The organism is bacterium (assembly GCA_035527515.1).
In the GTDB taxonomy this organism is placed as follows: domain Bacteria; phylum B130-G9; class B130-G9; order B130-G9; family B130-G9; genus B130-G9.
In genome coordinates, this window is record DATLAJ010000114.1 from 13,420 (window position 1) to 35,910 (window position 22,491).

The window sequence follows — 22,491 nt, forward strand, 5'->3', positions numbered from 1 at the left end:
GAATCCTATGCTATTATCAGAACGCCCCACTAGAAGGGTGCTCCGCCGATTCTTTTGGTGAGTTGTCCCGGACCGCGGCGACATGTTTCTCAAGGTAGGCAAGCGTCTTCAGCGCTAGGATGAGGCCCATTGCAAGAATGATGAGGATTAAAAAACTGTATTTGAACGGAATGAGAACCGTTATGAAAGCGATAACGCCGAGGTATGCTGAGACAAAGTAGATAAGGACAACGGCCTGTCGCTGGGAGAGGCCAAGCGTAAGGAGCCTGTGATGTAGGTGCTCGCGGTCGGCCTTGAAGGGGTGAGTTCCGCGAAAGAGCCTTCTGAGAAAGGCGAGTCCCGTGTCCATCAGCGGAACCGCCATTGAGGTGATTGGGACGAGCAGGGCGACAGCGACGGTGCTCTTGGACGCTCCGAGCAGGGACATGGCCGCAAAGATGAAGCCGAGGCACATACTTCCCGTATCGCCCATGAAGATGCTTGCGGGAAAGAAGTTGAATTTGAGGAAGCCGAGGACGGCGCCTGCGACCGCGACGGAGAGCAAGCCGATCTGATAATCACCCCTGTAAATTGTAACGGACATCAAAGTCAGCGACGCTATGAAGACGACGCCCGCTGCGAGACCGTCGAGTCCATCGATTAGGTTCACCGAGTTAGTCAAACCGACAACCCAAAGCACGGTGAGCATCACTCCGACGGCAGCGGGGACGGCGATTGAGCCGGTCTGCGAAAGCGGAGAGGTGAACTTCTCTATGCCGAACCCGTAGAGAATGAGCACGATTGATGCGATAATCTGCCCCACGAGTTTCAAGGTAGGTCGCAAACCCTTGATGTCGTCGTAGATGCCCACACCCATCACGATGAGGCATCCGATGAACATGCCGGTCAGCTTGCGTGCGAGCGCGTTGCTGGGATCAGGGCACAGCTGAAGGCCGAGCAGCGCCGAGATGCCAAACGCGGCGATTATCGCGATGCCGCCGAGCGACGGGATAGGTTTTGAATGGACCTTTCTATGGCTAGGAAAGTCCATGGCGCCAATGCGCCTCGCCAGCGCCCTGACAATGGGCGTGAGCACGAGAGAGACGGCGACGCCGGTCGCAAAGACCGCTGCGTATGTCAGTAAGAGGGTCATTAGCATGTCCCTCGATACGCTTTCGAGTCGGTGGGTTCAGAAGCAGAATCAGGATATGTCCTGTTCATTGGAGCTCGGTCCAGACTTGCTCCGGCCTGCCAAGAAGGATCCTGTCGATGGCCTCCTTGCCCTGCATAAACGAGTGATCGGTGTTGCCTATCTCGTAGCGCCAGCCGCCAAATCTGCCCCTCGACAGGATATTGTGTGATTCAAGGAACTCGAGCACCGTCCTGAGATTCTGGTTCCTGTCAAGCGTCGGGACGGGATAGGAGTGGCTCAGTTTGATGACTTTTGTGCTGACTAGGCCGTCAACATCTTGAGTCGCAATGAGGCCGGCGGCGATGAGCCCATCGAGCGCGCTTTCAACGGCGCTGCGAGCGACATTATCGAGCTCGTGTGGTTGGCAGGAGACCTCGCAGACGAGGGAGTGGTGGTCTGCATCGGGGACGTTGTTCGGGGAGTAGTTTGAGAAATAGGTAACGCGGTAGAAGGGTGAATTGTCCTCCGGAAAATACATCCAGCACTTGTCGCTTGGACATGGGTTCCGGAAGCCCAGACCGACCATGACACCCGCGGTGGTCCCGAGCCTTGAGGCGGCGTCCCGCACAGCGTCAGGCGCGACTCGAGTAATCGCTGCGAGCTCGTCCAGAGGTACGCTGGTCAGCAGGGCGTCAAAAGTGGTTCGCACGCCGTTTTCAAACTCGAGCGTCCTCGAGTTGAGGTCCAGAGCGATGAGGCGATGGTTCAAATGGAGGTGTTCTTTGACGTGCTGTCGGTAGCCCTCGAACATGGCCCCGGTGCCGCCATTCAGTGGGAACCTGAACTTGCTGTTGGGACCCCAGCCCACATCGTCTTTCTGAAGGACAACGTTGCCAAGTACCCTCTCGAAATCGATGACGCTGACGCGCTCCGCTATCCAGTCTTTCGACATTCTCTCCAACGGAAACTTCCAGGCCATGTTGTTGTAGGGGACCATGAAATGCCTCGCAATGCCTCTTCCGAAGACTGCGTCGATCCATTCACGGAAGTTAGAGGAACGATGGCTGTCTCGGGACGCCTCGAACAGGCCGACTAGGCACTCGAGGACGATTTCTTTCGGCAGGTAGCGGATGTTGTTCTGGAACGGATATGGAACCCACTTGTCGTAGATTCTTATGAAGCTTCGCCGCTCGTGAGAGAGGTAATCGTCGCCCAGAACGCTGTCAACGTAGCGGTCGAAGTAGTCGTAGTGGGAGAACACAACGTGGCCGCCGACGTCCCAGACGAAGCCCTTGTCATCCGTGAAAGACGCCGCCAGGCCGCCTAGGTAACCGTTCTGCTCGTAGATGTCCCAGCTCTCGTGGCCCAGCTCGTTGAGCCGGTAGGCGGCGCCGATGCCCGTCGGCCCCGCGCCAACGATTACGATCTTTTTGCTCAACTATTCGTCCTTGTTTGCAGGTGGGCGGCGAAATGCCTCGCGCATCTTCGACATTATTTCGATTTTCTCGGCAAAAGGAAGCCTAGACAGCTGCTTCCTTACTTTGTCTCTCTCCTCACTGAAGACTTTCCAGAATTGCTGTGAGTCTTTGATATAGAGGAGTTTCTTCACTGTCGAACCTCTTCACTTCTGTCTTGCGTCAATAGCGCTCATACTCGGGGCTAACTGTATCAGGTTTTCCGGGCGTGTCAGCAGATCATTTTGGGGTGTTGTCTAAATCTCACACGCTGCCATTCTATCAGAACAAGCAAAAACGGTGTCTAAACGGCCAGTTTAGTCTGAATCTGCTCTCTCCCTTGGGAGTCTCCCTTGGGAGAGAGCTCATTCAAGTAACTTCGAAGACGTCCGAGGCGCCGGCTAATCCGTCGGTTTTTTTCTAGCTCTGCGCCAGCAAAGATGTGATCGCGGCCAGAACGACAATATCGTTTGCTGAACAGCCCCGCGAGAGATCGTTCACCGGTGCACCCAGCCCCTGCGCAATCGGGCCGAACGCCTCCGCGCCGCCGAGGCGCTGAACCAGTTTGTAACTGATGTTAGCTGCGTTGAGATCGGGGAAGATGAGGACGTTGGCGTGGCCAGCGACCGTGCTGCCGGGCGCCTTCTTGGCTCCGACTTTCTCGACAATGGCGGCGTCAGCCTGAAGCTCGCCGTCGATGGCAAGGTCTGGCGCCTTCTCCTGAGCGAGCTTCGTCGCCTCGATGACCTTATCGACCGTTGGATGCTTGGCGCTTCCCTTGGTTGAGAAGGAGAGCATCGCGACCACTGGTTCGACGCCGATGAGAGCCTTGTATGTGCTCGCCGAGGAGACGGCTATGTCCGCCAGCTGCTCTGCTGTGGGGTCAGGCACAAACGCCGGGTCAGAGAAGATGAGTATCTTGTCCTCGCCGCACGAGGATTTGGGCACCACCATGATCATGGAGCTCGAGACCACCTTGCAGCCCGCCCGTGTGCCAACCACATGGATTGCGGCTCTCAGGACGCTGCCTGTGCTGTGACATGCGCCGGTTACCATTCCGTCCGCCATGCCCTTCCTGATCATCATCGCGCCGAAGTAAAGGCTGCCAAGCTCAGCACTCGTCAGAAGACCTCTCGCCTCATCAGGCGTCATGCCCTTGGCCTTCCGAATCTCATAGAGCGCGTTCCCGAAATCCTCGATCTTGTCGCTCTTCATAAAATCAAATATCTCGACCCCGCTGAAGTTCAGGTTCTGCTTCCGGGCCTCGGCCAATATCTCGTCCTTCGGGCCGAGGATTGTAACGCCGCATATCTCCTCCTTGACAAGAGTAGCGGCCGCCTCGACCATTCGCGGGTCAGGCCCCTCGCCGAGAACGATCTGCATCTTCCTCGCGCGTGCTCGCCTTTTCAGCTGTTCAACCAAATCCATCTGTGTCCTCCTAAGTATTCATACATAAACAACGCTATCTTCTCTCAACGTACTGCTTCTCGTAATATCTAGCGAGGCGCTGCTTGATCTTCCGCCACCACTCAGGGTGACTCTCATACCACAGAACCGTCTCCCTAATCCCATCCTCGAACTCGACCTTCGGCGCCCAATTGAACATATTCCGCAACTTGTCGCTGTTGACCGCGTGCCTAAGGACGTGCCCTGGCCTGTCAACGACGAACTCGATGAGCTCCTTCGGCTTGCTGAGCGCTTTGAGTATGTGGTCGCACATCTGAAGAATCGTAACCTCATGCCCCGAGCTCACGTTGAACACCTCGCCGAAGCAGTCGGCCTTAAGTATTAGAAGCTCCAGAGCGCGGCAATGGTCCAGCACGTGTATCCAGTCTCGCTTGTTTTGGCCAGTGCCATAGACCGGCAGCGGCCTGTCCTCGATGGCGTTAGTCGTAAACAGCGGAACCATTTTCTCCGGCAGCTGGAACGGGCCATAGTTGTTAGAACAGCGCGAGACCAAGACGGGGACCTTGTGCGTCGCCCAGTAGGAATACGCTAGCCTGTCCGCGCCGGCTTTCGACGCCGCATAAGGGCTCTTGGGCATCAGCGGGTCGCTCTCCAGGCACGGCCTGCCGTGCGCCTCGCCATAGACCTCGTCGGTTGAGATGTGGATGAATTTCTGAAGGCCGTGGACCTTGGCGCAGTCGAGAAGGACAAATGTCCCGAACACGTCAGTGGTGACGAAGTCGCCGGCGTCCATTACGGACCTATCGACGTGCGTCTCGGCCGCGAAGTGCACGATTATATCCGCCCATTTGACCAGCGGATCGACCAGCGCCCTGTCAGCGACATCGCCCTTCACGAAGCGGTAGTTGGGCTGGCCTTCGACGTCGCTTACGTTCTCGAGATTGCCGGCGTATGTCAGCTTGTCCAGGTTGCACACATACCAATCCGGATGATTAGACATTATGTAGCGGATGAAGTTCGAGCCGATGAACCCAGCGCCGCCGGTTACCAGCAGCTTCAAGCCTTCTTGAGACATTATCGGTCCTTTCTCGCCCAGTCGTAAGGTATCTTGGAGCCGTGCGCCGGCAGGCGGTATTCGTCCGGGTTCTCATAGTTATACACCTTGTCAGGGATGTTAATTATGATGCCCTCCTTCTCGCTGATGCACATGAATCCATGATACACGCCCCGTGGGATGACAAGCAGAATCGGGTTGTGCTCACCCATGAAGAACTCATTGATCTCTCCTTTTGTGGGCGAATCCTCACGATCGTCGTATAGCACCACCTTCATCATCCCTGAAACCGCCGCGAAGTGATCGCTCTGATGTTTGTGGTAGTGCCAGGCCTTCACGACGCCCGGATAGCCTGTGGTCATGTATGCCTGGCCGAAGTTCGCAAAAAACTCCTCGCCATCATCACTCCTGAGTATCTCCATCAGCCGCCCTCGCTCGTCGGGCATCACCTTCAACTTCTTAACCTTAACGCCATCGATCACAATGACCTCCATATCTTTATCTGTGCCCAAATACAGTAGCACAGAAGATTCGCAACACGACACGCTATTGTCAAACAGTCTTTGTGAGAGGAAGGGGCGCTCCCCGACCCAGGGCGGCCTCATCGCACGGCGCAAGCGGTGGCGATGCGAGAGACTATCATTGCCCTAGCCCCCATCTTCGGAGGTTGTCCAATGAAGGGGCCAGGCGTGTTTTTTGTAGGGGCGATTCACGAATCACCCACAATATGTTGTGGCGCTGAGGTCGGGCGGGACGTGAACCGCCCCTACATCCAGGGCCAGGCATCCTTCAACACAGGGATTCTTCCATGCAGATGCACTTACTAGACAGCCTCTCTAGTTGGGTGGTAGCCGATATCCATCTGGTTATCTGGAAAGGAGGGAGTATGGCGTCAAACGCCTCTGGCGTACGTGTCTTGGCGGTCAGGGCGAGCGCGGGCAGTCCGGGTGTTAGAACTGATCCCGAAATAGTAACCTTGGCCGGGAGGCTCCGGGTCTTGATAGAGCTGAAAGCTGGGAATAAATGCGAGATGGCCAACACTATTCCCTGTCCGAATAGTCTTGCGGGCGTTGAGATTATATTTTAGCCTTTGAGCCGGGTGTTCTGTTATACTGATAAGTTACAAAGTCGGTGTGCTCTAGTAGCCTTCAAGTTTGAGGAGTTAAGATAGATGTTTGTTCTGGGCGTAAACGAGTGTTTTCACGATAATTCTTCTGCCCTTGTGCGCGACGGCGAGCTCGTCTGCTCCATAGAGGACGAGCGCCTCGACCGGATCAAGCACACGCCAGGCCTCTGCTGGGGCGGGGAGCCGCCGTACGGCTCTATCGACTGGTGTTTGAACGAGGCGCACGTCAAGCCAGAGGAGATCGACGCTGTCGCCTACTCGGTCGATATGAACGCCTATCTGGCCCTGGAACAGCTGACCAAGAGCATCATCTTCAGCTACAAGAAGATGTCGCTCAAGAACATTCTCAAGCTGCGTTTCGGCCAGAAAGACCTTAACGCGGGTTTCTTGCAGGGGCTGAGCTACGGTTACTTCGTCAAGCGCAAGAGGTTTTTGAGAGAGATGAGGGGCAAGTTCCCGAACGCCCGATTCTTCGACGTGAAGCACCACTTGGCGCATGCTGCGAGCGCGTTTCGGCTGTCTGGTTTTGACAAGGCGAATATCATCGTTGTGGATGGTCTTGGTGAGCGTTATTCGACGTCGCTTTATGTTGGCGAGGGTAACGTGATCTCCAGGCCGTTTAAGCAGTACACTTACACGCAGTCGCTTGGGGCTATGTATAAGAACATCACGTTCTATCTAGGTTTTGGCTATTTCCAGGAAGGCAAGACGATGGGCCTCTCCGCCTACGGACAGTTCGACGAGAAGTTCGCCAACGTCGTCAATGTTAGCGACGGAGGATACAAGGTTGACCTGAATGCCATCAAGAGGCTGGGGAAATACGCCAGATATGATGGGGAGCTCTTGAAGATTCATAAAGACATCGCGATGACGCTTCAGACCCAGCTTGAGCGCATCGGAGTGGCGCTGGCGAAGACGCTTTACGAGCGGACAGGCTACCGCAATCTCTGCCTCGGCGGGGGCGTAGCTCTCAACTGTTGCATGAACTCGGCGATCTTGAACTCGCCCTACGTTGACCATATCTACGTTCAACCGGCAGCGATGGACAACGGGACGGCGCTTGGGGCGGCGATGGAGGGCTATGCTCGGATGGGCTTTGAGAGCAAATCCCACATGCCGCACGTCTATTGGGGGCCGGAGTTCAAAAACAGCGAGATCGAGGCGGAGATCGTTCGCGCTGGCCTGCGATATCGGAGGTCTGAGGACATCTGCAAGGAGGTTGCGCGGCTCTTGGTTGACCAGAAGATAGTTGGGTGGTTTCAGGGGAGGATGGAGATCGGGCCTCGGGCGTTGGGCGCGCGGAGCATATTGGCGGACCCCAGGTCGCCCGAGATGAAGGATAAGGTGAACGTTATCAAGATGCGTGAGCTTTGGCGTCCGCTTGCGCCCTCGATACTGGAGGAGAGGGTGGGCGAGTGGTTTGAGAACGCCTATCCAAGCCCGTTTATGAACCTGAACCTGTTTTTCAAGGACGCCGTCAAGGACAAGGTCCCCTCCGTTGTGCACACAGATGGCTCCGCGCGCGTTCAGACCGTTAGCAGGCACACAAACCCCCTCTATCACAGGCTGATAGCGGAGTTCGAGGAGCTGACTGGCGTTCCGATAGTGCTCAACACGTCTTTCAACACGAAGGGCGAGCCGATCGTATGCACGCCAGCCGAGGGGCTCAGGACGTTCAAGGTAACGGGTATGGATTATCTGGCCATCGGCGATTTCATCGTTGAGGGAGGCGGATAGAAATGAGAAAGAAGGCCAACAGAAGCGTTCTGACCATGGCGATTACTATGGTCGTGGTTGTCCTGTTCGTCTGGCACTTCAATCGCAGGTTCGAGCAGATCAAGCAAAGGGCCAGGCCCAGCGTTCAGCCGTCTTCAGCGGCAGAACAGGTCGAGAGCCCGGCGCCGAGCTCCGAGCAGGCCAGTCTGACCAAGCCTGGTCAGGCAAAGCGCCCCATACTTGGCTGCTTCTGCGCGGAGTGGCGCTACGGCTGCGACGAGATGAGAGAGCTTCTGGACAAGATGAAGGCTCGGTTCGGCGAGAGGCTTCAGGTTCGCATGATCGACCCAGCTGACGATCCTGATCTGGCCAAACAGTTTAGGATCAACAACTTGCCGACTTTCATTGTGTTCGACGCGCGCGGCAAGCTCGTTCTGCGGAGCGAGGGAGCGATGACGGAGGAGGATCTGCTCGCAGCGCTCGGTCGGGCTGGGCTTGGCGATTGAGGGAATGACCTTGAAAAGCTTATTCATATTCGTTGCCATACTGCTGCTTTCAGTGTGCTCAGTGAACGAGCTCCGGGGTGAAGAGCCGTCCGCGCTCGACGAGAAATCGTGGACGTTCGTCGTTTACATGAGCGCCGACAACAGCCTCTCCAGCACCGCGCCCGTGGACCTCAATGAGATCGAGGGAGCGATCGAATCGGTCGATGCGAATGTGGTAATCCTGATCGACCAATTCAGCAACGCGGACACACGCGCCTACCGGGCGCGATACGATCCTGCCGGACCGCAGAACAGCGCTATTGTCTCGGACGAAGTCCCGCTGGGCGACATCGAAAGCGGCTGGGACGGCCTGACTGAGCTAGACCTCGCCAACCCAGATACATTGCTTGCTTTCTCCAAGTGGGCGGTCGCGAACTACCCGGCCGATCATTTCGGACTTGTCCTTTGGGACCATGGGGACGGCTGGAGGAAGAAGCTCGCTCCGAGCAAACCGCGGAAAGACATCTGCTACGATGGCTATGCCTCTATGGACATGCTGGAGCTCAAGTCCGCGCTCGCAGCACTGAAGCAGGAGACCGGCGTGACCTTCGACCTTGTCGGGATGGACGCCTGCCTGATGGGGATGGTCGAGGTCGCATACCAGATCAAGGACCTGTGTAAGGTGGTGGTGGCCTCCGAAGAAACGGTTCCCTGGGACGGCTGGGACTACGGCTTCCTGAGCGAGATCGAGCCCGGCTCAGACCTCACACCCAAGGAGCTTGCCATGCATATCGTCAACTACTTCTATAACTCGTACACCGACGGCAAGTCAGACCCGGACGACGAATCATACGTGGTGCTCTCCGCTATTGACGAGGCGAAGTTCGACGACGGCTTCCTGTCCTCCCTTGGCAGCCTCGCCCAGCTGCTCATTGGCTCGATGGAGCACAGCAAGAGTAAGGTTTACGATGCCTACCTCTCGAGCTACAGGATGGAAGATTACTGGTATTACGTTGATCTCAAGGACTTCATGCTTGCACTGAGCGCTCAGAACATCTCCGAGGCAATATCTGCCGCGGCGCAGCAGGTTGCCTCGAGGCACGACGACGTAGTCTATTACCACCGCTCTGGGGCGGGCCTTCCTTACTGCTATGGACTATCGATCTACTTCGAGTCGGAAGAATATAGCTACGACGAGCGCTACGACGGTAACCAGGGCTTCCTGGACTTTACTGCCGACACGCTTTGGGATGAGGTCCTGAGGTCTTATTACAACCCTGGCTCGGTGTCGCCGCAGATAGACTTCGAGCTGCTGCCGGACACGGAGGATTTCGACGAGGACATCACACTCAGCTGTTTCATCCACTCCGAGCTGCCTCTTGTAGAGGGGGAGGTCCTGGTCTATTACAGGACAGGGAGTGCGGCTCGGTCCGCTTTTGATTGGACGGCCACCGCTCTGGCGCCCGGCGTCCTGCCCGAACAGTACGTGGCGACTCTCCCCGGTCAGCCTGAGAACACACAGGTCTTTTACTATCTATACGCCGAGAATATCGCCGGAAGCTACTCAACTAGCCCTGCCGACGCTCCCGACCAGGTGCATAGCTTTTGGGTGCGAACCGATTCAGTCCCGCCGTCGATCGAGCACACGCCGCTCGTCAGCCAGCCTGCTGCCCGTGGCTCGTTTCAGGTTACCTGCATCGTTCGCGACAGCGTCGGCGTGGACGAGCAGAGCGTCAAGCTTTACTACCACTATTCCAACGAGGACGACGCTTTTGTCCATCTCACGAAGCAGGGCGACTCGACTTACTACGCGGAGATTCCAGGAGCTGGCCTAGTCCCCGGCGACCGCGTGTCGTATCGCCTCGAGGCATCTGACATCGCCAAGACCCCCAACAGGGCGCTCTTGCCGGAGGCTGGCTACTTCAGTTTCTCGATCATACCCTCGCTGGGCTCAGTGCTCCTAATAGACGATGGTTCAGGTGGCTCTGCCGACATCTTTCTTGACGTGCTCGAGGCCGCTGGATACGTGGTCCACACCCACAACCCAGGCGAGAGCTTGCCCGACCTACCGTTTGACGTTGTGATATATTGCCTCGGCGATGCCTCGGAGCCGCTCCCAGCATATTACGAGGGCCTCGTTGAGTACGTGCTCGGCGGTGGGCGGCTCCTGATCGAGTCGGGGGACCTTGCATGGAGCGCTTGCCAGCAGTACCCGTCCAAGCTCTCTGACCTAAGGCGCTATGTCCTGCACATAGACTCCTGGAAGGCAGACTACGGGGACATACTCATACTCAAAAAGCCCGAGGCGCAGCTTGCGACTGCGCCGAACGTGCTCGAGGCGACGGTCGGATTTCAGGGCGAGTTTCTCGCCACAAGGGACGTATGCGTCCCTGCGGCCGACGGAAACGTGCTCTACGATTGGTCGCGGTATTCCCAGCCGGGCTTGATATACTTCGACGAGGATGGGGACGACACAAACGGAGGCCAGATAGTCTATATGACGTTCGCAATTCCTTACGTTTCAGACGAGCAGGGCGGGCGAGCGCAGTTGATAGAGAACTGCGCCTATTACCTTTCTGACTACGTTCGGGACACCACCCCGCCGGTTCTCGCCGATGTAAACCCCCGTACGGGTGCAACCGTGCCGCCGGACACGAGCATATCGTTTTCAGTAGTTGATGGCGACACTGGTGTTGACCAGAGCACAGTGGAACTCTTGGTCAACGGCTCCGCCGTCTCCACCCAGATCACGCGCCTCGAGAGCGAGCATCGTTTGGCCGTGTCCTATGCCCCGCCCGGTGGCTTTGAGCCGGAGACCTTCTACCAAATCCAGATATCTGCGTGCGATTTCGCCAGCAATTGCCTGACGGACGATACGCACTGGTTTGAGACAAGCACCGCATCCGCCCGTGCGCCAGTGATTCTCGCAGGCGGATTCTTGCAGACGCAGGTGCTGTCCGTCGGCGAGACCCTGAAGGTGGTCGCAATGCCGAAGACGTTTGGCGAGACTAACGCTGTCGAACGTGTTGAGCTTCAGTTTGGGGGAATACATCTGGGCGTGTCTCTGAACGATGATGGTCTCTTGGGAGACGGCGTGGCGGGGGACGGCATATACTCGGCCGAGCTCGAGGTCCCGACAGGGGTTATCGCTGGACAATACGAGCTTCAGATAGTCGTGTGGGACGCTTTGGGTCTATCTAGCGAGCCGTGGCCGGCGCTACATGTTGCGCCGTAGAGGGCCGGCTGGGGCAGTGGAGGCCGAGGCGCAGGAGAAGACGACGGATGACATCGTGAAGACGATCCTGGACAGCATCGAGGTGCCGTAGAGGAGGCTATAAGGTGGAAACAACAGAAAAAATCGTGGACTCATACTGTCGGTATGTGAAGGGCTGGTTCACAATCCCTAATGTCAAGTGCAAGAGCCAATACGAGATTGACCTCCTGGCTGTTGATATCTCCGGTCCGGAGGGGATCAAGCGCTACCACATCGAGTGCGGCGTTTCTATCTCAGGCTCCTATTCAAAGTTGACTGCTAAAGAGTTCTCTCGTGAGGACCTCAAGAAACGCATTCAACAGGCAGGTCAGAGGAGAACAATCGGTTACTTCATTGAGCGGAAATTCGGTCAGCAAGAGGTGCACGACAAATTGAGGGAATACGGTTTCGGCGCCGATCGGCACAACTATCAGAAGGTTATCGTGACCTGGGGCTGGACAGACGACGCGAAGCAAGCGGCTGATCGGGAAGACATCATCTTATGGGATTTCCGCCAAGTATTGAGAGAAATCGCGGCTGCTTTCAAGACGCAGAGGACCTATTTCACTGATGATACCCTTCGCACTATTCAGCTCTTCGCGAAATCGGTCGATGAGGCGCACAAGGCCGGGCGCGCTTGACGTAGCGAGGTCACAGCTATAGACTCTGGGTTGCGATTAGAGCGATTCGCTGACTGCGTGGCTGCATCAGGAAGGACGGCCAAGGTCTAGTCAGATCATTCAGCAAGCGTTAAGGAGATATACCAATGAAGGCGGTCAAGGGCATTTATGAGAATGGGAAAGTCAGGCTATTAGAAAGCATGCCAAGGAAAGAACAAACTGATGTCATGGTCATTTTTTCTGACGAGACTGAGGCGACGGCGCAGCGTGGCGAGATAAGAGCCGATGCCTTGCTGAGGGAACTCGACGCAATAGCGGACAGCATCGAGGGGGAGTTCGACTCGGCTCAGGACGTGCAGAAGATTCGCAGGGAAAGGGCCGATAGTCTGTGAAAGAGCTCTGCATTGACGCCAGCGTTGTAGTCAAGTTGGTTCTCAAGGGGGAGATGCATCGTGCTACAGCACGCCGGCTGTTGAGGGACTGCCTCGTCAACAATATCTCGCTTGTCGCGCCTCATTTGTATGAGTGCGAGGTTGATACAGTTATTCGTAGGCGAGCATACGAGGGGAGGCTTAGTCTTGCCGATGCAAAGAAGGCGCTCGCTGGATTGGACAGGGTGCCTGTTCAGGTTATGGCGCATCCTGACCTTCGTGGATGTGCCCGGGAAATCGCGCTGCGCTTCAATCTGCGCTCTGTTTACGACGCAACGTATGCAGCACTTGCTAAACTACAGGGGTGCCAGTTCTGGACGGCGGACAAGGCTTTCTACGACGCGGTCAAATCAGGATTGCCGTTCGTGAGATACTTGCCTGATTACCAATGATGGACGTGAACTGCTGCGAGCACATCGTCAGCACGCCGGATGTGCTTCGGGGTAAAGGTGGGATTAGGACAACTAGAATCAGGATACCGTGGTTGCATCTTGGGTGTGGCGATCGGGGTCGCTTTTGGCGCACCAGTTGAGTTTTTGCGCCTGCACGAGATAAGACAGCAGTTTGGCGAGCGCGGCGTTCAGAATTTCAACAGTTATCGAGGTTTTGCGGCTGGCTCTTACACCGACTATGCACAGATGACGCTCGCTACTGCGCGGGTGCAGCATGGAATCTTAGATTGTAAGTCCAACCCGTCTCGGCTGGCGCTTAGCTACGCTTGCGGACGTAGAAGATGATGCCGCTGCCCTCCTTGAGCTTCGGCGCAAGCCAGCGTAGTAACTTGCGGACGCCCAGCCGGTAGTAGATAACCTTGAGGAGACGGCAGATGGGGCACTTGCTGTCGGTTGATGGCGGGAAGACTTGCTCCCTGATGCGCCCGTAGTTGCCGCTCTCGCGCTTCAGCACCCAGAACCCATGCTTCTCGAGCATGAGCCGAAGCGTGCTGGGCGTGAAGAAGCACAGGTGTGCGGGCACAGCGTCGGGAGCGATTGCCCCAGGCCGCTTGCCGCTCGCTATGGCGTTCAGAACCTTCTCCCAGTGGAAGAGTTCGTAGGGAACCTGAACGACGAGAACGCCGTCATCCTTCAGTATGCGGCGGACGACGTTGAAGGCTGACTTGTGGTCATCGAGATGCTCGACGACGTCCAGCATCAGTATCACGTCGAAGAACATCTCTGGGAACTGCGCACGCGCGAGCGGGACGTTCTGGACCTCTAGCTCCATCACTTGCTGCGCATAGCTCGCCGAGGTCTGCGAGAGCTCCACGCCGTAGGTCTCCCATCCGCGCTTTCGAAAGTAGTCGAGAAGGAGCCCATAGGCGCAGCCGACCTCAAGTATCCGGCCTCCCTTCTTGAACTGGCTGATAGCGCGGAGCCGCTCGTCGAATATCTCCATGAACGTCTCATGGTACTCGTGAAACGTCTTGAGGTAATCGGGATAGCCAACGGTTGCGTCCTTGTAGTATCTCTCGTCGTAGATTGCGGCAATGCCTTCCTTGGTGGGTCTCGGGCTTAGGTAAGTCAGGCCACAGACCCGACATCGTACGACGCCGTAAACCTCCTTCTGAACCGAGAGCAGCCGGGCGTCATCGGTGCCGCATAGCGGGCAGCGGACGTGTTCAACTTCCCGCATCAAGCTCTCGCGGTCCGCGCTCTTATCCTGTCCCACGCTCTCACCACGAAAAATGAAGCGAATGCAACCATGTAGGGTTCAATGGGCAGCCTGTACCGAGGCTCAGCGGTTGTCAACACATGCACCGAGACGAAGAGTAACACGACGGCGATGAGCACCCACTTCTGCCTGGAGAGTCTTGATGATCTCCTGAAAGACAGCACGAAACCGACTACGAAAAGCGGCAGAATCAGGCCGTAGGAAAGAAGCCTCGCAACAGTTACTAGCGCCGAGGTGCGCGTGCGGCCAAGCACCCTGAAAAACTCGATGAAGCGCACCAAACAGAGTCGTGCGTAAAGCCCAGGGTTAGCGAGTATGAACTGCTTGGCGAGGTTGACGTATTTGGCATTGCGCTGGGCCTCATCCTCGTCCGGCGCAAACCGTGGGAACCGCACCGTCTCGGGACGGTTCACTGAAAACGGTGGCTTGCCGATGAGCCACTCGTAGGCGCGAGCCTCCTTCTCCTCGTTGTAGAATCGCTCATTGAAGCGATAGTTGTTCCGTTCCCAGAGATTCCAGCTCTTCGTTGGCATGATCACAACGCGTCCGAATATATCATAGTTCCTGACGACCCAGGGCACGAGGCAGAGGCCGATTGCCACCAGCAAAACCAGCGTCTCCTTGAGCCTGAAATCGCCTCGCCGCGGCCAGAGAATCGCCACGATGCCGACCGGAAGCATCCCCGCCATAGTCGATTTGGTCAGAAATCCGAGCGTCCAGACCGCGCCTGCAAGCGCGGCAAGCCACAACTGGGGCCGTTCCCTGAAGCGAATGATCAAGTTGATGAATGCAGCGAAGAGGAACAGAAACAGCGTCTCGGTGAGCACCACGCCAGAAAAATAGATAAGCGCCGGATAGACCGCGAGAACCAACAGCGCAAGGAGAGCGGCTCTCTTTCCAAAGATGCCTCTTGCCACGTCGAACACGAGCCAGCAGGTTGCCACGCCCAGAAGCGCCATGATGAGACGATAGACGAGGAGGTTGCCGGGGCCAAGGAGGTAGTAGGAGAGGGCGAGAATAAGCGGGTTCAGTGGGGGGACGGTAACCTGCGGTATCCCCGGACGGACTAGGCCCCAAAGCCCGCCGAGCTCGCGATACAGCTCGAACTTCTTCTTGACCCACTCCGGCTGACCGTCCGGCGGATATAGGAGGTCCGCGGATATCGAGAGGCCCCGTCCAGCGAGGAAGCTCCGCGCAAGCGAATCGTGCAGAAGCTGGTCCGGTCCGGGGATGAATTCGTTCGATGGCAGAGCTATGACGAACCCCACCCTCAGGACCAAGGCGAGAAGCAGCAGCAAGAATTGTCCACGAAGAACACGAAGGGCCACGAAGCGACGCCAACAGCGCACAGACGAGCTCTTATCAATCAACTTTGAATCTGGAACCTTGAACCTGGAGCTCATCTTATGAATGACAGTATCCGTTCTAGCAGCACTCGGCTGTCTCGCACAAGATATGACGTATCCCGCCAGCACCCATAAATGCAGCCCCGGCACGGCCTGACAAGCTCGGCAACCTTTCGGCTGTATTCCTTGGAACCGAAGAACGTCAAAAAATCGTCGTCGAGCACGTTACAGAATGGCTCAATCTCATCGCACGGCGAGAGCGACCCGTCCGGAAAGACCACGAAGTAGAGCCATCCAGCGTCGCACGCGAAGCTATAGTCCCCCGTCTTTAACGCCTCTCTTGAAGCCTCGAGGAACTTCATTGAGGCGCCCACGCGCTTGCCTCGCCGCTTCATCTCGATCACCGCGTCGTACGCCTCATCGATGAGTGGGGCGTCATCCCGCCCGAAGGTCATCTCCTCGGCATAGCTGCGGATGAGGTTCTCCTGCTTGTCTGACGGGAGCAGATGCACTGGCACAAGGCTCGAATACGCGCCAAGCCCATCGACAAACTCGACGATCTGAGGCAGCTCTTTGATATTCTGCCTCGAGACGACAGTGTTGACGACGTTGACCGAGTTGGGCAGCCGCTTGACGACGTGCCTGATGGTGCTCACGGCGGAATCCCACAGGCCGTTGGAGCCACATATTTCGTCCTGCTTTGCAGCGTCGAGCGTGTCGAGTGAGACGGTAAAATGCTCTGCGCCAGCATCTATCACGGCATCGATCCGCGCAGGCGTTACGGTCTTGGCTCCCGTCGTCTGGACGCGAACCGCGATGCCCGCCTCAGTGAACGCCCTCGTAATCTGGGGCAACTCCTCGCGCACGAAGGGCTCGCCACCGGTGAAGACGACGTTCGGCACACCGATTCTGCGCAAGCGGCTTGCGATCTTGGCGACGCTCTCGACCGGCGGCTCCTCGGCCACGTTGCCGTATTTCCATATTGAGCACATCTTGCACTTGAAGAGGCACCGGCGTGTTATGTAGTAGTGCACGTAGAACGGCTTGTGCAGCAGTTTTGACTTGAGAACGTCAGAGAATATCTTGAGTTTTCGCATGTCCCGGCTCTATGGCTTTCGACTAAAATCAGTTAGCAGCCTTAATCTATAGCCCCGGCTGGGCATGGTCAATGGGGATGAGAGAGAGAGGCCACATCATCGCCCGGCGCAAGCGGTGGCGATGCAGCCGGCTACCATTTTGATTAACCCCCATCTTCAGATGGGGGATGTGCGGCACACAAAGACCTCGCCTCTATCCCATTCAGATGAGGATTCCGGGAAGGAAGGAGAGGGAGGGGGGCGCCTCGGCCTCCTCAGATCACCCGACTGAAGTCGGGTGCTAATACAATGAGAGCCATCTGTATCACCGCGTTAAAACGCAGTGATTAGGCCAGCGGGAGGTGTGGGGCGGGCTTTCTAGCCTGCCTTTCCTTCGCGGAGGTCACGCTGGCTAGCTCATCCACCCGGAGTAAGCGGCATGTGAGGGCTACCTCATCGCCCGGCGCAACCGACACTTGAGGCCACATCGCCCGGCGCAACCGACACGCGCGAGCACATCATCGCCCGGCGCAACCGACACTTGAGGCCACATCGCCCGGCTTCAGCCGAGGCGATGCAGACGGTTACCATTTTCATTAACCCCCATCTTCAGATGGGGGATGTGCGGCACACCGAGACCTCCCCTCTATCCTCTTCAATGGACCTCGATCATACAGGCACCCCCTCGCGCCGCAGGTTCAAGAGGATTGGGCTATTCAGCGATGAATAATTGTCCTCAGAAACAGGATAGACCGACATCAAGACGTTGTGCTCAAGATTCAGATCGGCAACAATATCTATCATCCTGTCGATCTCATCGAGCGGGCTAACCTCGCCTCTTGAAACAACTGCCAAGTCGATGTCGGAGACCCCGGTCGCATCGCGCCCACGCGGCTGCTGCCACATAAGAATGGACGGGCGGAGACAGGCCCCGCAAGCCACCCAGTGACGCGGCCACGAATGAACATCAACGGACGCGCTGCAACCCCCGCAAGGGGGTACGACGGGTAGCCGTGCGTGCAACGCAACGGAAACGGAGAGGAGGGATTGGGTCCTCGGTCTCCTCGCACCGTCAGGCTGCGCCTGCGGCTACCAGTGGTATGCTCTTGCGGGCAAATGTTATTCGCCGTTATTTAGGGGCTGCCTGAACACGCCCAGCGGAGATGTCATTCTCGCGTGCGATCGCGACTTGCGTTTCTGCCTCATCGGTGGCAACAATGCCAGAGTATAGATTGATTTGGAGATGAGCACTTCTGCGGGAGGGTGTTTCGGTGAAGAAGTCATTTTTTATGCTGCTGATCTTGCTGCTGTGTATTGCGTCGGTCGTGGTGGGGATAATGCTCTTGCGAAAGGAGAGCGCTCGTCCCCGGATGAGCGCGCTAGACCGTCTGGCAAGCACATTTGAGAGGAGATTTGCCAAGTTTGAGCCCAGAAGAGGGCCGAGCGTGGGCCTTGTCCGCATCTTTGGCGCGATAACGTTCACGGAGTCTCAGGGCATGTTCGAGGCCTACCCACGAGGCGCGCTGCGGACTATCCGTGCGATTAGACAGCTCAGGGAAAACCCCAGCGTGAAGGCGATCGTAATCGAGATCAATAGCCCCGGCGGGACGGTGGGAAGCGTTCAAGAGATATGCCACGAGATAAAGATGGCTCAGAAGGCGGGCAAGAAGGTGATCGCTTCCGTCGCCGACATGGCTTTCTCGGGCGGCTACTACATCGCGTCGGCCTGCGACAAGATCGTGGCCAACCCTGGCTCGTTGACGGGCAGCATCGGCGTGATCATCGTCGGGGCGGACTTGCAGAAGCTGTTCGACATCATCGGTATCAAGTTCAACGTGCTCAAGAGCGGAGAGCATAAGGACATACTTGCCTACTGGCGAGACATGACTGACGAGGAGCGTAATCTGCTCCAGACGCTTGTCATGGACTGCTACCAGCAGTTCGTAACCGCTGTCTCGGAGGGCCGAAACATCCCGATAGAGAAGCTGCTGCCGCTTGCTGACGGGCGCATCTTCTCGGGCACGCAGGCGCTTGACAATCAGCTTATCGACAGCCTCGGCACGCTCGATGACGCGATCAACCTCGCCGCCGAGCTCGCTGAGATCAAGGGCAAGCCAAGTATCATTAGGCCCACGATCGAGCCATTTGAGCGGTTCTTCAAGTTTATCGACGCCAAGTTCGGAAAGACCCCATCGCTCAAGGACATGGTGATGGGCGAGTGCGACTCTCCGATACAGTATCGGGCCAACATCGGCTCTGCCCAGGCGGCATTTGCCTATCCGACTAATAGCCAACAGTAGGAGGTATGCGATGCAAAGTGAATTCGCGCTGCCCTACGATAATATGAGTCCGCTGGAGAAGCCTGAGGGGGCGCTTACGATACTCTACAACCAGCTGGTCTCGCCCAAGAAAGCCGTTCAAGCGCTCTCCGAGAGAAGGCCCTACTGGCTTGCGTTCTTCGTCATAGTTCTCTCCGTGTTGAGCAGAATGACAGCTGGACTTCTCTCGCCATCCAGTCCCCTTGTATTCGGCGCTGGCTCGCTGTTTGCGCTGCTCTGCATAGCACAGTTTTTCATTACAGTCATCTTCGCGATCGCAGCCGCGAGCATCTATCATTTCGCCGCTACAAACGAGTTCAAACTCGGCGACGTCAGGGTGCTCTTCTTGCTGATCGCGGTCTGCTTTCTGCCGGGCATATTCTTCGCCCCGATTACACTTCTGGTTTATGGACTCCCGTCGGCCGCTGCGACCGCGGTCTGGACATTGTGTGCCATTGGGCTGTGGGTGTGGAGCTTTGTCTTGCAGATAATTGCCGTCAAAAATTATTATGAGATTTCTGGCGGAAGGTCGTTCTTTGCCGTTATCTTGCCATTCATCCTGGTGGGAGCTCTGGGAGCCGCGGTATTCGTTCTGATGTTCGCCTATTTAGTCGGGACAATTAGAGGGCTTGTAGGGTAGCGGGGTCCCGACGCGCGTTGCCCAGTAAAGTCCCTGCGCTCTTCTCAGACAGGCACAGGTGGCTCAAGATCGGCCTGCCCGGCGCCTTGCTGCTCGCGATGTGCATCTATTCTGCCACCGCCGGCCCAAAGCGCATGCCGAGATTCGCGGACTACCTGAGGGACCCTTCTCGGTTCGACGGGACAAGCCTCCTAGTTCAGTTCACCCAGATCAAGCGCTACGACGGCCCCAACAGATTCACCGTGCAGGACATCTGGGGCAACAGGATCGAGGTTGCTGGAACCATACCGCCCGGGCAGAGCGGCTGTTTCATCTCGTTCGAGGCCCTTTTCAAAAAGCCCGGCTACCTGGTTCTGGGCAAGAAATGGCACATCTATAGCTCGGACACCTTGAAGCTCATCGTCTCCGCAGTCGCCCTCGTCGGCGTGGCCCTGTTCTTCCTACGCCGTTTCAGGTTCAATCCGCGCCGGCTTCGTTTCGAGGAGAGGCGGCAATGCCAGACCTCTTGACCCATGCCCTTGTGGGCTACTTCACGACGCGGCCGAGTCGCTACCGCGAGCTGTTTTTCGTCGGGCTCATCCTGCCAGACCTGCTCGGCCGGCTGCCTATGGTTTTCTACAAGAAGTCCTATTGGTTCATCAGTCCAGGACACACCCCCATGGGTGTTGTGCTCGGCGCATATCTGATAACCTTTCTCTTTGAGCCGCCAATCAGAACCACGGTTTTCAGGAACCTCCTAGTCGGCGCCTCGGTCCACATTTTCCTGGACATGCTTCAGCGGCATCTCACCTCTGCCTACTTCTGGTTTTTCCCGTTTACGTGGAAGACGTTCGAGATTCCTCTTTTTTGGCCTGACAAATCGATATATGCTATCCCCTTCGTTCTGGCGGCCATCGGTGTGGTTTACCTGGTGCGGCGGAAGCTCGCGAAGTCGCGCGCCTCAAAGAGCGGGTAGGTAGAATTGGGCGGCGATACTGCGGTCTTGTCAAAAGATGAGCGCCGGCTTGAAATGCGTTCCCTATTGGGAGAATATGAGTCGCGATAGGTAGGCCATGATCGCGACGGCACCTGTCACAACTTGTTCGTGCTGGGGATGCTATGAGCTTTAGGAGGAGATGAGAATGTATCGAAAAGCCGGATTCCTGATTGTGTTGGTGTTGCTGGCGATGACCGGACCCTCGGCCCTCGCTGAAACGCAAGACTGCAAATGGGATGAGACGCCAGTCTCCTGTGCATCGACCACTTGGTACGACATCGCCCGCGAAGGCGGCGTCAAGTCGTTCGACGATTTCACAGACGAGGAGATCACGAAGTTTATAGACCAGCGCTACATTGACGGAAAGGTCGAGACAAAGGACTGGTTCGATTCGTCGCGCCTCTTCAACTCGGCTTGTTTCTTGGCGGATAGGGAAGAGGATGCTGGAACGCGAGCTAGGCTGCTCATGATCGCGCTCAAGGCCGCTGAGCAGACGATGACACAGAACCCGGACAACATTGAGATCGGCCTCACCGCGAGCAGAATGGAGCCGGTAGATAAGTGGTTCTGTGGCATAATTTTGAGGTTGATCGAAAATCCTGGCACGAGCTTCAAGTATGCCGCCATCCGGCACTACGACACCTACAACTTGCGGCTCGCTTTGGGAGAGAAGAAGGCCGCCAAGGCTGCCATTGAGGATGCCTACACCTTGTGCCCGAAGGACGTTATCATCCGAAATGCCGTCATCAAGCTGCGGACGGAGATGAAGGACCTCGCCGGCGCGGCTGATGTGATCAAAGATGAGGACAAGAGCCCCACGAGCGAGATGTGGGCCATATCGGCCGAGGCGACAAAGGCCCAGCGCATGGGCGACATACATCTGAAAGAGGGCAAAATTGACGAGTCGCGTTCGGAACTGCTGAAGGCGTGGGACGCGCTTGACCGTCTTCAGAAGAAGAAGGAAGAGCTCGGATTCGCGGGCGTGCCCATCGTTGACCTCTCTCGCAACCGCTGTGCTACCAGCCTCGGCCTGATTGCCCTCAAGCAGGGAGATCCTCAGGAGGCGAGGCGCTGGCTGAAGGCATCGCTCACGTTCGACATGTTCATGGAGTATAAGGGCTACGACATGCGGCTGGTCGAGAAGGCGGTTTCCGTGCCAGCCTTGAAGCCCGAGTCCATCGATTATCTCAAGGCGGCGAGCGTCCTCGGAACCGACAAGATGAAGGACGAGGCGTTTGCGATGCTCAAGGCTCTCAGCCCGGGTATCACGAAGAAGGACCTGCCGGACGTTTCCTTTGAGGCGACCGTCCCCAAGCGGTTAATCAACATCGCCACCAAGTGCGAGGATGCAAGAAAGTTGCTCTCAGAGGGGGACCTGGAGAAAGCCCGAAAGATGCTTTTGGACGTCTGGGCCCAATATCAGGCGATCATCTCGGACGACAAGCTCGCCAGCATCGCATACAGAGAGGGTGTGGCGTCCATGCGCAACCACTGCGCAACGCTGCTTGGCCTGGTCGCGCAGGAGCAAGGCGACCTCTACAAGGCTGTTTATTGGCTCCGAGCGTCAACCGAGGATAGCGAGCAGGGGCACCTGCCGAAGGCCTACGACTTGGACCTGGTGGAGAAGCTCAGTTGGGAGCCCTCGCTCAGAGCGGACTGCACTAGATATCTCGAGCTCGCCTCGAAGGCTAGCGAAGAGCAGACCAGGACGAGGGCGAAGGAGCTTTTGGACAAGCTCAAGAGCAAATAAACGGGACGGCCGGGCTGAACGTCTCAGGTGGCGATCATCAGGCGCTATAGCTACGAG

The 22,491-nt window shown here is 56.9% G+C and carries 22 protein-coding genes; 12 read left to right on the forward strand and 10 right to left on the reverse strand.

Annotation, left to right across the window (positions count from 1 at the left end; translation table 11 throughout):
• Nucleotides 1–16 precede the first annotated feature (16 nt).
• From VM163_08755 to VM163_08780, 6 genes are all read right to left on the reverse strand, one after another.
• Nucleotides 17–1,132 (reverse strand): MraY family glycosyltransferase, encoded by a 1,116-nt coding sequence (locus VM163_08755; protein HUT03963.1) that lies wholly within the window; start codon nt 1,130–1,132, stop codon nt 17–19.
• 64 nt (nt 1,133–1,196) lie between these two features.
• On the reverse strand, nt 1,197–2,549 hold the full coding sequence (locus tag VM163_08760; GenBank protein HUT03964.1) for an FAD-dependent oxidoreductase: 1,353 nt from the start codon (nt 2,547–2,549) through the stop codon (nt 1,197–1,199).
• Complete coding sequence (locus VM163_08765; GenBank protein ID HUT03965.1) at nt 2,550–2,720, reverse strand: hypothetical protein; 171 nt, start codon at nt 2,718–2,720, stop codon at nt 2,550–2,552.
• Between the two features lie 265 nt (nt 2,721–2,985).
• Nucleotides 2,986–3,993 (reverse strand): phosphate acetyltransferase, encoded by a 1,008-nt coding sequence (gene pta / locus VM163_08770; protein HUT03966.1) that lies wholly within the window; start codon nt 3,991–3,993, stop codon nt 2,986–2,988.
• Nucleotides 3,994–4,027: 34 nt separating this feature from the next.
• A complete protein-coding gene (rfbB, locus tag VM163_08775; GenBank protein HUT03967.1) occupies nt 4,028–5,047 on the reverse strand; it encodes a dTDP-glucose 4,6-dehydratase in 1,020 nt (339 codons plus the stop codon).
• On the reverse strand, nt 5,047–5,508 hold the full coding sequence (locus VM163_08780) for a dTDP-4-dehydrorhamnose 3,5-epimerase family protein (protein ID HUT03968.1): 462 nt from the start codon (nt 5,506–5,508) through the stop codon (nt 5,047–5,049). The genes rfbB and VM163_08780 overlap by 1 nt, the downstream gene beginning before the upstream one ends.
• Before the next feature lie 404 nt (nt 5,509–5,912).
• On the opposite strand from VM163_08780, the gene VM163_08785 reads away from it, so the two are divergent.
• From VM163_08785 to VM163_08815, 7 genes are all read left to right on the forward strand, one after another.
• On the forward strand, nt 5,913–6,113 hold the full coding sequence (locus VM163_08785; GenBank protein ID HUT03969.1) for a hypothetical protein: 201 nt from the start codon (nt 5,913–5,915) through the stop codon (nt 6,111–6,113).
• A gap of 84 nt (nt 6,114–6,197) precedes the next feature.
• Nucleotides 6,198–7,889 (forward strand): carbamoyltransferase C-terminal domain-containing protein, encoded by a 1,692-nt coding sequence (locus tag VM163_08790; GenBank protein ID HUT03970.1) that lies wholly within the window; start codon nt 6,198–6,200, stop codon nt 7,887–7,889.
• A 2-nt stretch (nt 7,890–7,891) separates the two neighbouring features.
• The gene (locus VM163_08795; protein HUT03971.1) at nt 7,892–8,374 is read left to right on the forward strand and encodes a thioredoxin family protein; all 483 of its coding nucleotides are present in this window, start codon (nt 7,892–7,894) and stop codon (nt 8,372–8,374) included.
• 10 nt (nt 8,375–8,384) lie between these two features.
• Nucleotides 8,385–11,588, forward strand: coding sequence for a clostripain-related cysteine peptidase (locus tag VM163_08800; GenBank protein HUT03972.1), 3,204 nt, complete (start codon nt 8,385–8,387; stop codon nt 11,586–11,588).
• Nucleotides 11,589–11,692: 104 nt separating this feature from the next.
• Nucleotides 11,693–12,247 (forward strand): hypothetical protein, encoded by a 555-nt coding sequence (locus tag VM163_08805; GenBank protein HUT03973.1) that lies wholly within the window; start codon nt 11,693–11,695, stop codon nt 12,245–12,247.
• A gap of 125 nt (nt 12,248–12,372) precedes the next feature.
• Entirely contained in the window at nt 12,373–12,618 is a 246-nt protein-coding gene (locus VM163_08810) for a hypothetical protein (GenBank protein HUT03974.1), read from the forward strand.
• A complete protein-coding gene (locus tag VM163_08815; protein ID HUT03975.1) occupies nt 12,615–13,049 on the forward strand; it encodes a type II toxin-antitoxin system VapC family toxin in 435 nt (144 codons plus the stop codon). Before VM163_08810 ends, VM163_08815 begins: the two co-directional genes overlap by 4 nt.
• Nucleotides 13,050–13,365: 316 nt before the next feature.
• On the opposite strand, the gene VM163_08820 is transcribed toward VM163_08815, so the two are convergent.
• From VM163_08820 to VM163_08835, 4 genes are all read right to left on the reverse strand, one after another.
• Nucleotides 13,366–14,289: a class I SAM-dependent methyltransferase gene (locus tag VM163_08820; GenBank protein HUT03976.1), complete on the reverse strand. Its 924-nt coding sequence runs from the start codon at nt 14,287–14,289 to the stop codon at nt 13,366–13,368.
• Nucleotides 14,289–15,677 carry a glycosyltransferase family 39 protein gene (locus VM163_08825; GenBank protein HUT03977.1) on the reverse strand — a complete coding sequence of 463 codons (1,389 nt, stop codon included), beginning with the start codon at nt 15,675–15,677 and terminating at the stop codon, nt 14,289–14,291. Before VM163_08825 ends, VM163_08820 begins: the two co-directional genes overlap by 1 nt.
• A gap of 50 nt (nt 15,678–15,727) precedes the next feature.
• A complete protein-coding gene (locus VM163_08830; protein HUT03978.1) occupies nt 15,728–16,771 on the reverse strand; it encodes a radical SAM protein in 1,044 nt (347 codons plus the stop codon).
• A 648-nt stretch (nt 16,772–17,419) separates the two neighbouring features.
• Nucleotides 17,420–17,656: a hypothetical protein gene (locus tag VM163_08835; protein HUT03979.1), complete on the reverse strand. Its 237-nt coding sequence runs from the start codon at nt 17,654–17,656 to the stop codon at nt 17,420–17,422.
• A 365-nt stretch (nt 17,657–18,021) separates the two neighbouring features.
• Between VM163_08835 and sppA the strand changes: the two genes are divergently transcribed.
• The 5 genes from sppA to VM163_08860 all read left to right on the forward strand — a co-directional run bounded on the left by sppA (nt 18,022) and on the right by VM163_08860 (nt 22,434).
• Complete coding sequence (gene sppA, locus VM163_08840) at nt 18,022–19,050, forward strand: signal peptide peptidase SppA (GenBank protein ID HUT03980.1); 1,029 nt, start codon at nt 18,022–18,024, stop codon at nt 19,048–19,050.
• A 10-nt stretch (nt 19,051–19,060) separates the two neighbouring features.
• The gene (locus VM163_08845) at nt 19,061–19,708 is read left to right on the forward strand and encodes a YIP1 family protein (GenBank protein ID HUT03981.1); all 648 of its coding nucleotides are present in this window, start codon (nt 19,061–19,063) and stop codon (nt 19,706–19,708) included.
• Between the two features lie 17 nt (nt 19,709–19,725).
• On the forward strand, nt 19,726–20,217 hold the full coding sequence (locus VM163_08850) for a hypothetical protein (protein HUT03982.1): 492 nt from the start codon (nt 19,726–19,728) through the stop codon (nt 20,215–20,217).
• Nucleotides 20,202–20,663 (forward strand): hypothetical protein, encoded by a 462-nt coding sequence (locus tag VM163_08855; protein HUT03983.1) that lies wholly within the window; start codon nt 20,202–20,204, stop codon nt 20,661–20,663. Before VM163_08850 ends, VM163_08855 begins: the two co-directional genes overlap by 16 nt.
• Nucleotides 20,664–20,829: 166 nt before the next feature.
• Entirely contained in the window at nt 20,830–22,434 is a 1,605-nt protein-coding gene (locus tag VM163_08860; GenBank protein HUT03984.1) for a hypothetical protein, read from the forward strand.
• Nucleotides 22,435–22,491: the final 57 nt, after the last annotated feature.